Here is a 13947-nt window from a genome sequence, read left to right as displayed (position 1 = left end):
GGAATATGCCAAAAGCCGGAAACTAGCAGCCATGCTGCATTGTCCGGCTTTCGTAGCATTCTCAAGACTTCATGATCCTAATTAACCTACAGGTCCAGAACGCCGGCCTTCGGAGTTACCCGGAAGGCTGCGGCCAGATCGGCCAGCTGCTGATCCGTGATTTTCTGTTTAATTTCACGTCCGCCGATCAGGTTGTAGACAATTGCCGCTTTTTCAATGGTTTCTACCAGACCGAAGGTAGCATCCATGGTAGCGCCCGTAACAAAGATACCGTGCTGCGGCCAAATCACCACACGATAGTCTTTCATTTTATCCGCAGTAGCCCGGCCGATATCACTGCTGCCCGGAACCATCCAAGGAATGACGCTGACGCCATCCGGGAAGACAACCAGACATTCTGTGCACATTTCCCACAGGGTCTTGGTGAACTTCAGTTCATCCAGATCATGGGTGAAGGTCATGGCAATCACATTCGTTGCATGGGTATGCAGCACGATGCGGTGCGAAGGATCTACCTTCAGCCGTTCAATATGGCTCATGAAGTGGGAAGCAAGCTCACTGGTCGGTACAGCGCCGTTCCGCAGACCCCACAGAACCTCTACACTCTCCCCGCTGTCACTGACACGCAGCACACCTAGGTTGGCTTCCGGGTCCTTAATGACATTACGGAAGTATTTGCCGGAGCCAGTTACGATGAAGTATTTGCCGGACAGCTCAGTTACAGGGAAGGTAAGGGCGATTGTACGCAGCGGCTCGCGGATGTTAATGTATTTGGCAACCTCTTCTTCATCCAGCAGATAACTGACGTTGCCTCCGTTCAGCTCATCCCAGCCCAGGGACCACATGTGGTGGGTGATTTCGGACATTTCCCGGATAAACGGTGCTTCAACGCCGGCGATATAACCTTTGGATTCTACTACTGAAGTACTCATATGTTATCTCTCCTCTATATGCACGTATAAGTGCGTGGATACTTGTCATTCGGTAATTACAAAAGTGCTAATCTATCTTGCAGCCAGTACTTCCTGCTCGTAGCTCTTCACTTCAGCCAGCCATTGCTCACGGACCGGAGTGCCCTGTGATGCGCAGTAGTAATCCCAGACTGCGCCGAACGGATAGGACTTGAATTCTTCTACCAGCGCGAGGCGTGAAGTATAGTCTCCTGCCAGCTCAATGGCGCGAAGCTCTTCAACCGGCTCCAGCATAGCGCGCAGCAAAGCCTTAATGGTGTTGCGTGTACCGATTACCCAAGCTGCGAGATGATTGATGCTGCCGTCGAAGAAATCAAGGCCGATGTTCGTGCGCGGCAGCAAATCTCCGCGAACCAGTTCACGGGCGATTTCCAGCAGCTCATCGTCCATGGTGACGACATGATCGCTGTCCCAGCGTACCGGTCTGCTGACATGCAGCAGCAGCTGTTCTGTGAACATCAGGATCGAGCTGAGTTTATTGGAGATGACTTCCGTCGGATGGAAATGTCCGGCATCCAGACAGATCGCCTTGCCGCGGGTCAGTCCATAACCCATGTAGAATTCATGTGATCCGACAACATAGCTCTCAGAACCAATCCCGAACAGCTTGCTCTCAAGTGCATCAATATTGTACTGCGGATCAATTTCCTCACTGAAAATTTCATCCAGGGATTCCTTAAGACGCACACGCGGTGCCAGGCGGTCAACCGGAGTATCCTTGTAGCCGTCCGGTACCCAGAAATTCGTTACACAGGGCTGTCCCAGCTCGCGGCCGAAATACTCAGCAATCCGGCGGGAAGCCTTACAGTGCTTGATCCAGAAATTACGGATTTCATCATCTGCGTGACTCAGTGTGAAGCCGTCTTCCGCTTTGGGGTGCGCAAAGCAGGTCGGATTGAAATCCAGTCCCAGTCCTTGCTCTTTAGCCCACTCTACCCAGTTCGCGAAGTGGCGCGGTTCCAGCTCATCCAGATCCACCTGCTCGTCGGTATCAGCATAGATCGCATGCAGATTGACTTTATGTTTACCCGGAATCAGCGACAGGGCTTTCTCCAAATCCTTGCGCAGCTCATCCGGTGTGCCGGCACGTCCGGGATAGCTGCCGGTTACAGCAATCCCGCCGCTAAGCTCTTTGTCTTTGAACAAGAAACCTTGAACATCATCGCCTTGCCAGCAATGTACAGAAATTTTGATCTTCGCAAGCTTCTCCAGAACCTCATCTACGTTAATTCCATGGGCTGCGTATAGTTTCTTCGCTTCGTTATAGCTGTTTGTGATGCTCTGATCCATGCTGTTGCCTCCTAAAAGTTTTATATATTCTCATTCGCACTTGCCGCAGAATGGAGCTCATCCCAGCGGGCCAGCAGCTGATCCAGCTGAGGAACCGGCCGCGGCAGATACGACTTGATTGCAAAGGAAGTGCCGATGACGTCCCGGGCTTCATGGATGTCGGCCATACGGCCTGATTGAATCATCTGCACGGCCAGGTTGCCCAGTGCCGTTGATTCTGTCGGGCCTGCCAGTACTTCTCTGCCGATAATATCGGCGGTCAGCTGACACAGCAGTTCATTATTGGCGCCGCCGCCGACGATCTGCAGAACTTCAGTTCCTTGGCCTGTAAGGCCTTCCAGCTCGGCCAGATAGCTGCGGTAGGACAGTGCCAGACTGTCAAAGATACAACGGGCTAATTCGCCCGGAGTCTCTGGAACAGGCTGGCCGCTCTCCGCGCAGGCCTGGCGAATCTCTTCTATCATATGGTCCGGGTTCAGGAAACGCGGGTGGTTGCATGGAATCAGGCTGCGGAAGCCTTCGCTGCCCGCGGCCATTGAAGCCAGCTCGGCAAAGCTATATCTCCCTCCATCCAATCTCCGTACTTCCTGGATCAGCCAAAGGCCCATAATGTTCTTCAGGAAACGGTAGGTGCCGTAAGCTCCCCATTCGTTCGTATAATTGGCTGCCATGGCTCTGCTGTCATTAATCGGATGGTCCAGCTCAACACCAAGCAGTGACCAGGTGCCGCTGCTAATGTAAGCTGAGGATCTGCCTTGCTGCGCAGGCACACCGAGCACGGCCGAAGCCGTGTCATGCGTGGCGGCACAGATTAGGCGGCACTGCGGCAGATCATACTGCTGCACCAGTTCCGCCGTGATGAAGCCGAGATCTTCTCCCGGCTCCGTAAGCGGTGCGAACTGCTCTCTGCGGAGATGCAGGAAGGATAGCAGCTCCGGATCAAAGTCACGGGTGGCAAGGTTCAGCAGTTGCATCGTGGAGGCGTTGGTCACCTCGTTGATTTTGCGGCCGCTGAGTCTATAGTAGAGATAATCCGGCACCATCAGAATCTGATCTGCTGCTTCCAGCTCTTCCCGGTCATGCGCATACAGCTGATACAGCGTATTGAAGCTCAGCTGCTGAATCCCTGTCTTGGCGTAAACCTTCTCCGGGGAGAGCAGCCGGCCGACTTCCTCCATAACCCCATCAGTGCGGCGGTCACGGTAGGCGTATACTTCCCTGATCCGCTTGCCTTCCGCATCCAGCAGTACATAATCCACGGCCCAGGTATCAATTCCGAGTGTACATTCAGTAATTCCCGCGGTTTTCGCTTGATGAAGGCCGCTGATAATTTCATTAAATAAGTAATCAATGTCCCAGAAGCAGGAGCCATCCTGCTCGGTGAATCCATTGCTGAAACGGTGAAGCTCCTCCAGCTTGAGACTCCCGTCCACGAGGGTTCCGAGTACAAGCCGCCCGCTGGAGGCGCCGATATCGACGGCGATATGATTGTTCATAGGGAATCTCCTTATCTATAGAAGGTAAATTACAGAATTTTGCGGAACAAGGCAATAACTTCTTCTTTGGTAGGAATGAACGGGTTGCCCGGTGCGCAGGCATCCTTCATCGCATTCTCAGCCAGCAGATCCAAATCCACTTCATCTACACCAAGTTCAGACAATTTGGCTGGAATGCCAACTTCCTTGGACAGGGCTTTGATCGATTCGATGACGAAATCCGCGCATTCCTTGTCGCTTTTACCTTGTACCTGCAGTCCGATCGCTTTGGCAATCGCTCTGAATTTCTCAGGTACATATTTGGCATTCTCTTCTTCCACATATGGCAGCAGCATCGCATTACAGACGCCATGCGGCAGATCATACACGCCGCCGAGCTGATGTGCCATGGCATGCACATAACCAAGTCCGGCATTGTTGAAGGCCAGGCCTCCGAGGAAGATCGCATACACCATCTGCTCACGCGCTTCGATATCATGTCCGTTTGTTACTGTCCGGGCCAGGTTGCCAAAGATCAGTTCAACAGCCGCCAGTGCAGTAGCGTCGGTTACAGGGTAAGCGCCTGGTGTAACCAGTGCTTCAATTGCATGCGTCAGTGCATCCATACCTGTAGCGGCTGTAAGCGCAGCAGGCTTGTCGACCATCAGTTCAGGATCATTCACCGAAATGGTGGCGATACTGTTTTTGTCGACCATTACCATCTTGATCTTGCGTTCTTCATCCGTAATGACATAGTTAATTGTAACTTCACTTGACGTTCCTGCAGTAGTGTTCACGGCTACAATCGGCAGGGATTTGTTCTTGGACTTGTGCACACCTTCATAATCAGCAATGTATCCGCCGTTGGTTGCTACAATCCCGATTGCCTTCGCTGTATCCTGCGGCGATCCGCCGCCGATAGAGATCAGATAGTCGCATTCATGATCATTCAGGAAATCAACGCCGTCATGGACATTTTTGCAGGTCGGGTTCGGTTTCACTTCATCATATACCACATAGTTAATTCCCGCTTCATCCAGCACAGCCAGCAGCTTGCCGGCGATTCCGCTCTTCGTCAGGAACTTATCCGTAACCACGAGCGCTTTCTTCAGATTCAGTTCTTGAATATAGGGAGCGATTTCCTTCAGACAGCCCTTACCCATAATGTTGATAGACGGAACATAATAGACATTAGTACTCATTGCTTGACCAGCCTCCCAGGCAAATTAGTATAGAACGATTACAGAAAGCTAAGTATCTCCACTGATAGTAGGATGTACATTCTGGCTGTGACGCCTCAGGCTGGTCACTGAGGTTAAGCAGCAGACCGGCTCCGGCGCTTCCGTTGGGAACCGGCATACGCTTTCAAAGAGATTATTAGCATCCTCATCGTATCGCCGATAATCTTTGTTGTCAACAAATAAAATATTAATTATGTTGTTTTTATTTGTTTAATGTCTGTTTTGCAAAGATTATATTAGAATAAATGTTGTTTCTCTTAAATTCATTGTACAACACAGAAATAACGGTCTATATTTAAATATAAGAAGCTACCGGAAAGGTGATACCTATGCTTGCTGCCGAAAGACGCAAAAAAATAATAGATCTTGTCCATCAGGATAAACGTGTGCTTGTGTCCGATTTGAGCCGGATGTTCGAGGTTACAGAGGAAACGATACGCAGAGATCTGGAGAAGCTGGAGAAGGACGGAATTGTCAGCCGCACCTACGGCGGAGCCATGCTGAACAGACATACCAATGAAGATCTGCCGTTCCTGACCCGGGGGGCGCTCAATACGGATATCAAACGCAATATCGCGATCAAAGCACTCAATCTGATTAACGACGGGGATACGCTTATGGTAGACCCCAGTTCTACCTCGTTTGAATTCCTTAAGCTGCTGGGCAATAAAAGCAATCTGACAATCATCACGAATTCGATCAACATTCTGCATGAATTCGCGAATTCCAGCCTGAACATTATTTCTACCGGGGGTTCGCTGCGCCACCGCTCCCTGTCGCTGGTCGGCCCTGTAGCCCACGACACCACCCAGCGCTATAATGTGGATATCGCAGTGATCAGCTGTAAAGGCATTGATATGGAGCACGGAGTTACCGATTCCAATGAACCGGAATGCGAGCTGAAGAAATATATGCTGCGCCAGGCGGAAAAGGTAGTGCTGCTGGCCGACCATACCAAGTTTGACAAAACCGCCTTCGCCAAGCTGGTCGAGCTAAGCCGGATCGATGTGCTGATTACCGACCGCAAACCTTCGGATACATGGCTTAAGCTGCTGTCTGGGAAGAATGTGGAAGTGTTATATTAAGTAGACCTGGCGCAGGAATCAACAGGCCAGTCCCCTATATAAGTGTATAAAAGCAAAAGGCAAACCCTCTCTTCCCGGATTCGGGATCAGAAGCTTTGCCTTTTTGCATACTCTCCGTTACATTGCAGTCTATTCCTGACTCTATTGGAATTCACTTCCCCTATATGATAAACTTGCAGAAATTATCTGCTATTCATAAAGGAGCGGAAAAATGCTATGGGGAAAAAGAAGCAAACCTTACCCGCCGATTTTGGCGAGCGGGTCAAAACGAATGATATCGCAGCGCTCAAGGCCATCTTTGAGGAGTGCGAATGGGATGCCCGCGGGGGCTACAGCAAAGGAACCGCGCTCAGCTTCCGGCAAATCCCGGATGAGCTGGTCCGCTGGCTTGTAGAGCAGGGTGCCGACATCAACGCCCGGGACAAATATGAGCACACCCCGCTGCACTCCCAGGCTGCAACCTGGTCCGGAAATATCCCGTTACTGCTGGAATTAGGCGCGGACCCGGATGCCCTGGATTATCAGAATGAGACACCGCTGCACGCAGCGGCAGGTTATTACCGTACCCGGGCCATACTGGATCTGGTCGCCCATGGTGCAAACATTCATGCGGAGAATAAACGGAAACAAACACCGCTTGCTAAGGGATTATCCCAATGCCGGAATATCGATATAGCTAACATGGTGGAAATCTCGAAAATCCTGCTGGATGCCGGAGCCGCAATCACGCCGGAGATGAAAGATTCCGTGCGGCGGATCGGCAAGGATCTGGAATTCGTCAGAGCCAGCCACAGTAACGATGAGCTGGATCAAAAAGCATCCGCACTGCTGGAGCTGTACCGGCTATTCGATGTCGAGCCTGTAGCGAAACAGGTGAAGCACGATGGAACCTCCCCCATCAAGGCTGCCACAGCAGCATGGTCCGCCCAGCATCAAGAGCTCTGGGATTACCTTGTCCCGGCTTCAGGGCACGCGCAAACTGTACAGGGAGAGGTTATCCGCATCACCGGACGGGTCTCTCATGAAATCCTGGATAACGGCGGAGGCAACTGGGATGACAATTTCCGTAAAATGCTGGATGCCCTTATCCGGCATCTGGGCACAGGTACACCTTTATCTCCCGCCCTCCTCCAGGAGGCAACTTCATTAACCAATAGGCTGCGTAAGGGTTCCGGCTACGATGAACCGGCAAGATTAAGTGAACTGGCAGTGCAGTGGGTACTGGCCAATCCTCAGCCGGTCTCTATGGAACAACCGGATTATACCCGTTAAGTCTTATATATACGGACGTATTACGATACCGCTCCTTTGGAGAGCATAATGTTCAGGATGGCCTGGTCGGTTGCCGCAAGCCCTTCCTGGACCAGTGTCTCCATATTCTTGATTGTATCTTCAACCTTCTCAAAGATTACCCCGTCATTCAGACTGGCTGAAATGTCGTTCATCGCCAGTGTTGCGGATTGGATTGCCGCGTTCGTGGCGGTTGAGATTTTGAGTGCGCAGGTCGGTTTCGCACCATCGCAGATCATTCCGGAAGTAGAAGCAATAGTGTTCTGGATAGAGCGCTTGATCTGCTCCAGCGTGCCGCCCATCAGGTAGACAATACCGCTCCCTGCCCCTACTCCGCCGGCAATTCCCGATCCGCACAGCGGGGACAGACGGCCGATATAATGCTTGACATGAATGGTAATCAGATTGCTGAGCGCCATCGCTCTTGCCAGTGTCTCCTCATCTTTGCCGAGGAGCTCTGCAAGGGCAATTACCGGCATCGTGCAGGCAATGCCCTGATTTCCGCTTCCCGCAGTGGTCATGACAGGCATGGCGCTGCCGTCCATCCGCGCATCGGATGCCGCTGCCGTTGCGGCAATAATCCGGTTCGCCACATCATTACCGAACAGATTGACAGCCGACTGCTGGCTCATCTTCCTGCCCACCTGCAGGCCATACTCCCCGCGCAGCCCCTCGTCCGAAATCGCCTTATTCATCCGCGCTCCTTCCAGCAGAAACCGCAGCTCAGAGAAATCCGCAGTCTGGATGAACTCATATATCTCTTCCAATGAAACCGAATATACCTCCGGGTCCAGTGTGTCTGACTCCTCGCAATCCGCCTTGTCTATCCCCTGCTCCAGCTTAACGCCGTCTTTGGACAGGAATACTACATTCGTATGCTCTTTGGCTACAATTGCAGTCGCTGTATGATTCAAGCTGCTTACCCTGGCTTCAATATACAATTTCTCAGGGGTATCCTTCAGTTCCACATAGAGCAGCTTCTGCTCGATCATCGCATTAGCCTTCGCCAGCTCACCGGGAGTAAGTCCTGAGAGAATCTCCAGCTTGCGGTGAGAACGGCGGATCACTGCGCCCAAGGCTGCTGCTATCGGCAGACCGGTCTGCCCGGTGCCCGGAATCCCTACCCCCATCGCATTCTTCACAATATTCCCGCTGAGGAACAGCTGAATCGAAGTAATCTCTCCTTCAACCTGTTCAGCCGCCAAAGAGACTGCATAGGCAACCGCAATCGGCTCAGTGCAGCCTTCTGCCGGAACAATTTCTTTTATCAATACTTCCAGTAGGTTAACCATACGCGAATCACCATTCCTCTATCTCTCTCTATATAACTATTCCTATATAGTACCTCAGATTGATAGCCTGGGGGAATCCCCGTTATTAACCATTAACCAGCGTTCCCGGAATTATTGCCGTGTAAGCATGCAAATGTCAAAAAAAACAGCAAGTTCCTTGAAGGAACCTGCTGGTAATTGCAATCATTCAAGGCCAGTACCGTTTCAGGCAAGTATGCCAGTTCTTAACATAATATCCCTCCATTGGTACAGTTAAAAAATAATACGGCAATGACAAATTGATGATTAACGTCCTAAGCTTGTGAACAATCCGCACATACAAACAGGGGGTGAGAACATTCCGTTTCGATCCCCCCTGCTGCATAGCTTCAGTCCACTGCGTGCCTGCTTAGTTACCGTTCTGATTGTACTCTGCCAGTACCCCTTCAGGGGTGAGCACATTGTTGTAAACTTTCAGTTCGTCGATCAGGCCCTTGTATGGTGTATCCCAGTAATTCACACCCAGCGTGAAGATTCCATTGTTATTCGTAAAAGTAGCCGGGAAATCGGTGCCCGAAAACTTCTCTGCGCCATTGATATACAGCTTAACCGTTCCGTTATGGACTGTAAAAACAACATGTGTCCACTGTTTTACAGGGATTACTAGTCCGGCAGTTGCTCTATAGGCCGCATTCGCCCATACCAGTGTTTCCTTCTCAGCGAGCTGAGGTACGAGGCTAATCCAGTTGCTGGTCGAGCTTGCTCCAAAAAAGGCTGTCGTATAATTCGTCAGCTCCTCGGGATTCAGCCATACAGAGACTGAATAGCTATTGCTGTTGATTAACCCATCAGGCAGGCGGATGCCGGACAAGCCGTTAAAGAGTGCAGCTTGACCCGAAACACCGTCCCCATAGGTGATGCTGCCTACAGTGGTGCTGTCGATTAGTGCACCCGTCACTTTACCTTCTCCGGCGAATTGAAGTGAATCCTTCAGGTTTCCGTCAAAAGAGTACACGGCGACAAGTCCATCCGTTACATTTACCGTATAGCTGCCGGTCACGCCGCTGCCATCTGTGGAGACACCGGTAATTACCGCTTCGCCTACTGCCTTCGCTGTCACCACTCCCGTAGCCGGATCTACCCCGGCAATTTCAGGAGCGCCCGATGTCCAGGCCAGAACCCGGTTTCCGGCATTGCCAGGAAGTACGGAAGGCTGCGGGGTAAAGGTATTGCCTGTGGCTACACTTGTCTTCACATCGGCAAAAGAAATGGAAGCCACCTTGACATTGGCATCAGGTTCACCGTTAATGAGCCAGCCGATGGCTTCCGGGGTCAGCGCTTTCTCATAGACCCGGAACTGATCAATGAGCCCCTTGTAAGGGACATCCCAATAGTTGACGCCAAGAGCAAACACGCTGTCCGTTCCCTTGAATACATCTGTAAAGGAGCTGCCCGAATATTTCTGCACTCCGTTCACATATAGCTTGACTGCACCGGCATCATACGTGAAAGCGATATGCGACCACTTGCCGGTCGGAATCTGCAAGCCGGCGTCTGCGTCCAGCCAGGTATCACTGCCGAACCACATCCGCGTCGTATTTCCTGCGTTGCCGTATGGCAGCAAGCTTATCCAGTTGTTCGAGGACTTAGCTCCAAAAAATGCCGGCGTATACGCCGTCAACTGCTCCGGATTCAGCCACAGGCTTACTGTATACGCATTGCTGCTGATCAATCCATCCGGCAGGCGGATACCAGAACTGCCATCCAGCTTCACTGCCTTGCCATCTTCCCCGTCTGTATAGCTGACACTTCCGCCATTGGTATTAATCAGCCCGCCTGTAACCGTACCAGCATCCAGGCGATCACCACTTTCAGCCAGATTGCCTTCAAAATCATACGCTGCAACGAGTCCGTCTTCCAGTGGATCACTGCTGCGCTGCACCACTACCACTGTAAAGGTCTTCGTTTGTGTCACATTGCCAAGCTTAATAGTAGCAGTCAGCTCAACCGCCGCATTTCCGCTGCCGGCTTCCGGTCTGTTCACTTGGCCGTCTGTTGCAACGATAGCTTCGCTCGAGGAAGCCCAAGTAATTACCGCGCCGTGTATGCCGGAAGTTGGAAGTACCAGACTTTTGTAGACCTTGCTGGTATCACCGAGAGTAAGACCATTTGCGACATTGACGGCCAGCTCTTCATCGCTGAGCAGTTCAATGGCGCTGCCCCAGACCGCTGTGCCTTGGTCAGACATTGCCGTAAAGACCATTACATTCGCATTCCGGGTTGAATCCCATTGCTTCACAAATACGCCTTTGTAAAGTCTCTGCACCGTGTTGCCATTGTCGTTCTCATTAATCAGGAGATGGACGTAGTAATCGCCGGTAAGTTCCCAAGTACCGCTTACCGCACCGGCAAGCGTGCCGTCTTCCATCAGTTCAATTTCAACTGTAGGCTTAATTGCGGCCGAGGTATCCTTGCCGTGATTGACGAATTGATAAGCGCCTGTCACATCGGCCTGCTGCACTTTGCCGAGAGTCTCACCGGAATAACGGTGCGGTGCTACAACCGGCCAGGCATCTTCATTCATGAACATTTGATGCACCCGCACCTCATGGGTTTCGCCGCGCAGCGGGAATCTCGTATGGAAGAAATTAAAGAGCTTGTTGTCTTCTTGGTCGTAATAGACCGAGTTGTGTCCTGAGGATACATAACCGTAGGTTGGGAAATCTGCTGCCCCGTTCAGATTGCTGAACAGAAAGTTCCCCAGCAGCTTATTGCCAATCTCCGAATTTTCTTCATCATCCGTCAGCACCGCATCATGTCCTGCGGCATCCTTGAAAGGACCGTCCGGATTCACGGAACGGAACTGCCGCATATTGTAGCCCCCGTCAGCAGCCAGGCCGCCGTAGGTTACATACAGATAGTAATAGCCGGTATTCCGGTCATAGACCACATACGGCCCTTCGCCGGATTTATAATTTCCGCCGGAAATTTTCGTTCCGAAATAACGGTCAATCAGTCTTCCGTCTGCTGTAGTTCCGTCTACTCCCGGATACTCCGGCTTGCCGGTGGCCGGATCAACCTCCAGCACGAAAATACCACCCGACCATGATCCGTAAGTCATCCACAGCTTTCCATCCTTGTCATAGAACAAGGTGGGGTCAATAGCATTAGTATACACATTGTTGTTATACGTACCGTTTGTATTGAACCAGGACGGATTTATGTCTTCCAGCGTCCCGTTGTCAATCAGCGCTTGAATGTTGGTGTTGGTCCACTTCTTGTTGATATTGCTGTTCGCATCATACTGCACATCCTTGGTGAACCCTGAATAAACAACAGTTCCCCCATAAATATACGGACCTTCAATGTTCTGTGAGACCGCAAATCCGATTGCCGAACGGATATAGGTGGAGGAAGTGCAATAATAGATCATATAAGTGCCTTTAGTGCCATCCGCATTCACATAATCTGCATTCCAGAACACATCCGGTGCCCAGACGGAGAATCCGCCTTTGCTGTCAGCATCGTTCTCCCCGGCCCAAGCGAAGGATTCCGCCAGATTTGCGGACAGATCCCCGTAGAGCGCGTTATCCGGCGTTGTGTAGCCGTTAGCAAAGCTGCTCCAGTTCATCAGATCCTGAGATTTGGCTGCAGCAATATGCGAACCGAAGACATAATAGGTGTCGCCGTCCTTCACAACTGAAGGGTCATGCACGGATACGTTGCTGAATACCGGTGCCGTCTCTTCCGGTGCTGCCGGCGGTGTAGCGGACGGCGTAGCTGCCGGAGACGGCGCTACAGTCGGGCTTGGCGTGGCCGCCGGAGTTACGGAGGTTCCGCCGCCGCTGTTCACAGCTGACGCAGCAGTAGCCGCTGCAGTGGCGGCTGGCAGTTCCAGCTTGATCAGGCTGCTGAATTTCGGATCATACGTTACTTTGCCGCTGCCTTGAATGGTAATCTGTCCGCCTTCATTGACAATCAGATTCTTGATCTCAGTTCCGGCATCCACGCGCAGACCCGCTTTGCGGTTCAGCGTCAGTTCAGCAATGCTGCCTTTGGTCAGAGCGAGAGCCGGTTCGCCGAGCGCATTGACCAGAACCGTGTCGAAGCTGCCGCTAAGCTGAACCAGCGAATTGGGCGGCAGGGTCCGCTCAACGGTGATTTTACTGAACCCGGTACCGCTCAAAGCCGCATCTTCCTCCAGCTTGACACCAGAATGAACAGTTACGTCAGGCACAGAACTGCTGCCTTTGAGCACAATACGCAGCTTGCCGTTCTTCTTGTCCGCCACAAGCGCCGTTGCCGAAGAATTGTTCAGCACCACGCTGTTCTCTCCGCCGCCGGAGACGAAGATCTTACCCCCAACCTTCACGTTGTCGAGCGTGATGTCTCCTTCCACGATGCCTTCGGTGAGATACAGGTTGCCCGCAATCGCAGTATCCTTAAGCTCCGCACCGCCTGCGCCAATAACTATATTCCTGGCATTCTGTCCGGAGTAGGTCTTGCCTTCCAGGAGGATTTGTCCCGACAGATTGCCTATCATCCGCAGTGCTTCTGCCCGTGTCACGAAGCGCGTCCCCTTAAAGCTTCCATCCTCGTAACCGCTGAGGAATCCGTCATCCAGCAGCGTGAGCACCGCTTCCCTGCTCCACTGCGGCAGCTGCTCCGCATCCGTTGGTCCCGCTGCAGACGCAGAAGCGTCAAGCTGGAACATGCGGTAGAGCATAACCGCAGCTTCCTGACGGCTTACAGCCTTGTCCGGCCCAAACGTTCCATCGCTGTATCCCGATACATATCCGGATAATAACGCTTTCATAATATCCTGGTAATACAAGCTGCCCGGCGCAACATCGCTAAATCCGGTTCCGTCCACAGATTGCAGATTAAAGACTCTGTTGATTAGAGAGACCCACTCAGCCCTGGTGATACTCTGATCCGGCTTATAGATACCGTTTCCATATCCCGCCAGCAGTCCCTTGTCTACCCATGTTTGAAAATCCTCCTGCGCCCAGTGCCCGCTATAATCAGCCGCCGCAGCTTGTGCAGGCTGCTTAACCTCACTGTACTCGTTCGCAGTTCCAGAAGCCGCCATCATCGGCGAAGGTACGAGCAGCAGCAGCGCAAGAAATGAAGACGTTAGCCTGCCAGTTTTTTTGTTCAAAATGTTTGATCCTCCGATTCTACAGTTTAGTTATTGCCGACCTTGCGATAATTCCTGCAAAAGATAAGCGATACTCCGGTACCCGGCAGTCCTCCCTTCAAACCCAATAAATAAAACGCTTTCACAAAAAGATTAAAAAAAATCTGCTGCATTCCAGCCTTTA

At 51.8% G+C, this 13947-nt stretch carries 8 protein-coding genes; 2 read left to right on the top strand and 6 right to left on the bottom strand.

Annotation, left to right across the window (positions count from 1 at the left end):
* Nucleotides 1–86: 86 nt before the first annotated feature.
* From rhaD to MHI42_RS35760, 4 genes are all read right to left on the bottom strand, one after another.
* Nucleotides 87–932, bottom strand: coding sequence for a rhamnulose-1-phosphate aldolase (rhaD, locus tag MHI42_RS35775; protein ID WP_342422247.1), 846 nt, complete (start codon nt 930–932; stop codon nt 87–89).
* Between the two features lie 72 nt (nt 933–1004).
* Nucleotides 1005–2261 carry an L-rhamnose isomerase gene (gene rhaA, locus MHI42_RS35770; RefSeq protein WP_340986699.1) on the bottom strand — a complete coding sequence of 419 codons (1257 nt, stop codon included), beginning with the start codon at nt 2259–2261 and terminating at the stop codon, nt 1005–1007.
* 20 nt (nt 2262–2281) lie between these two features.
* Nucleotides 2282–3757, bottom strand: a complete 1476-nt coding sequence (rhaB, locus tag MHI42_RS35765; RefSeq protein WP_342422246.1) for a rhamnulokinase — start codon at nt 3755–3757, stop codon at nt 2282–2284.
* A 29-nt stretch (nt 3758–3786) separates the two neighbouring features.
* Entirely contained in the window at nt 3787–4938 is a 1152-nt protein-coding gene (locus MHI42_RS35760) for an iron-containing alcohol dehydrogenase (protein ID WP_342422245.1), read from the bottom strand.
* Between the two features lie 368 nt (nt 4939–5306).
* On the opposite strand from MHI42_RS35760, the gene MHI42_RS35755 reads away from it, so the two are divergent.
* Both MHI42_RS35755 and MHI42_RS35750 read left to right on the top strand, forming a co-directional pair.
* Nucleotides 5307–6062, top strand: a complete 756-nt coding sequence (locus MHI42_RS35755; RefSeq protein WP_042137981.1) for a DeoR/GlpR family DNA-binding transcription regulator — start codon at nt 5307–5309, stop codon at nt 6060–6062.
* A 216-nt stretch (nt 6063–6278) separates the two neighbouring features.
* Nucleotides 6279–7334, top strand: a complete 1056-nt coding sequence (locus MHI42_RS35750; protein ID WP_342422244.1) for an ankyrin repeat domain-containing protein — start codon at nt 6279–6281, stop codon at nt 7332–7334.
* Nucleotides 7335–7354: 20 nt separating this feature from the next.
* Here MHI42_RS35750 and MHI42_RS35745 read toward each other — a convergent pair whose 3' ends face one another.
* Complete coding sequence (locus MHI42_RS35745) at nt 7355–8644, bottom strand: L-serine ammonia-lyase, iron-sulfur-dependent, subunit alpha (protein ID WP_342422243.1); 1290 nt, start codon at nt 8642–8644, stop codon at nt 7355–7357.
* A gap of 388 nt (nt 8645–9032) precedes the next feature.
* Entirely contained in the window at nt 9033–13784 is a 4752-nt protein-coding gene (locus MHI42_RS35740) for a LamG-like jellyroll fold domain-containing protein (RefSeq protein ID WP_342422242.1), read from the bottom strand.
* Nucleotides 13785–13947: the final 163 nt, after the last annotated feature.

This window comes from Paenibacillus sp. FSL E2-0178 (assembly GCF_038593005.1).
GTDB lineage: Bacteria > Bacillota > Bacilli > Paenibacillales > Paenibacillaceae > Paenibacillus_AQ > Paenibacillus_AQ phytohabitans.
This window is presented reverse-complemented; position numbering and strand designations above follow the sequence as displayed.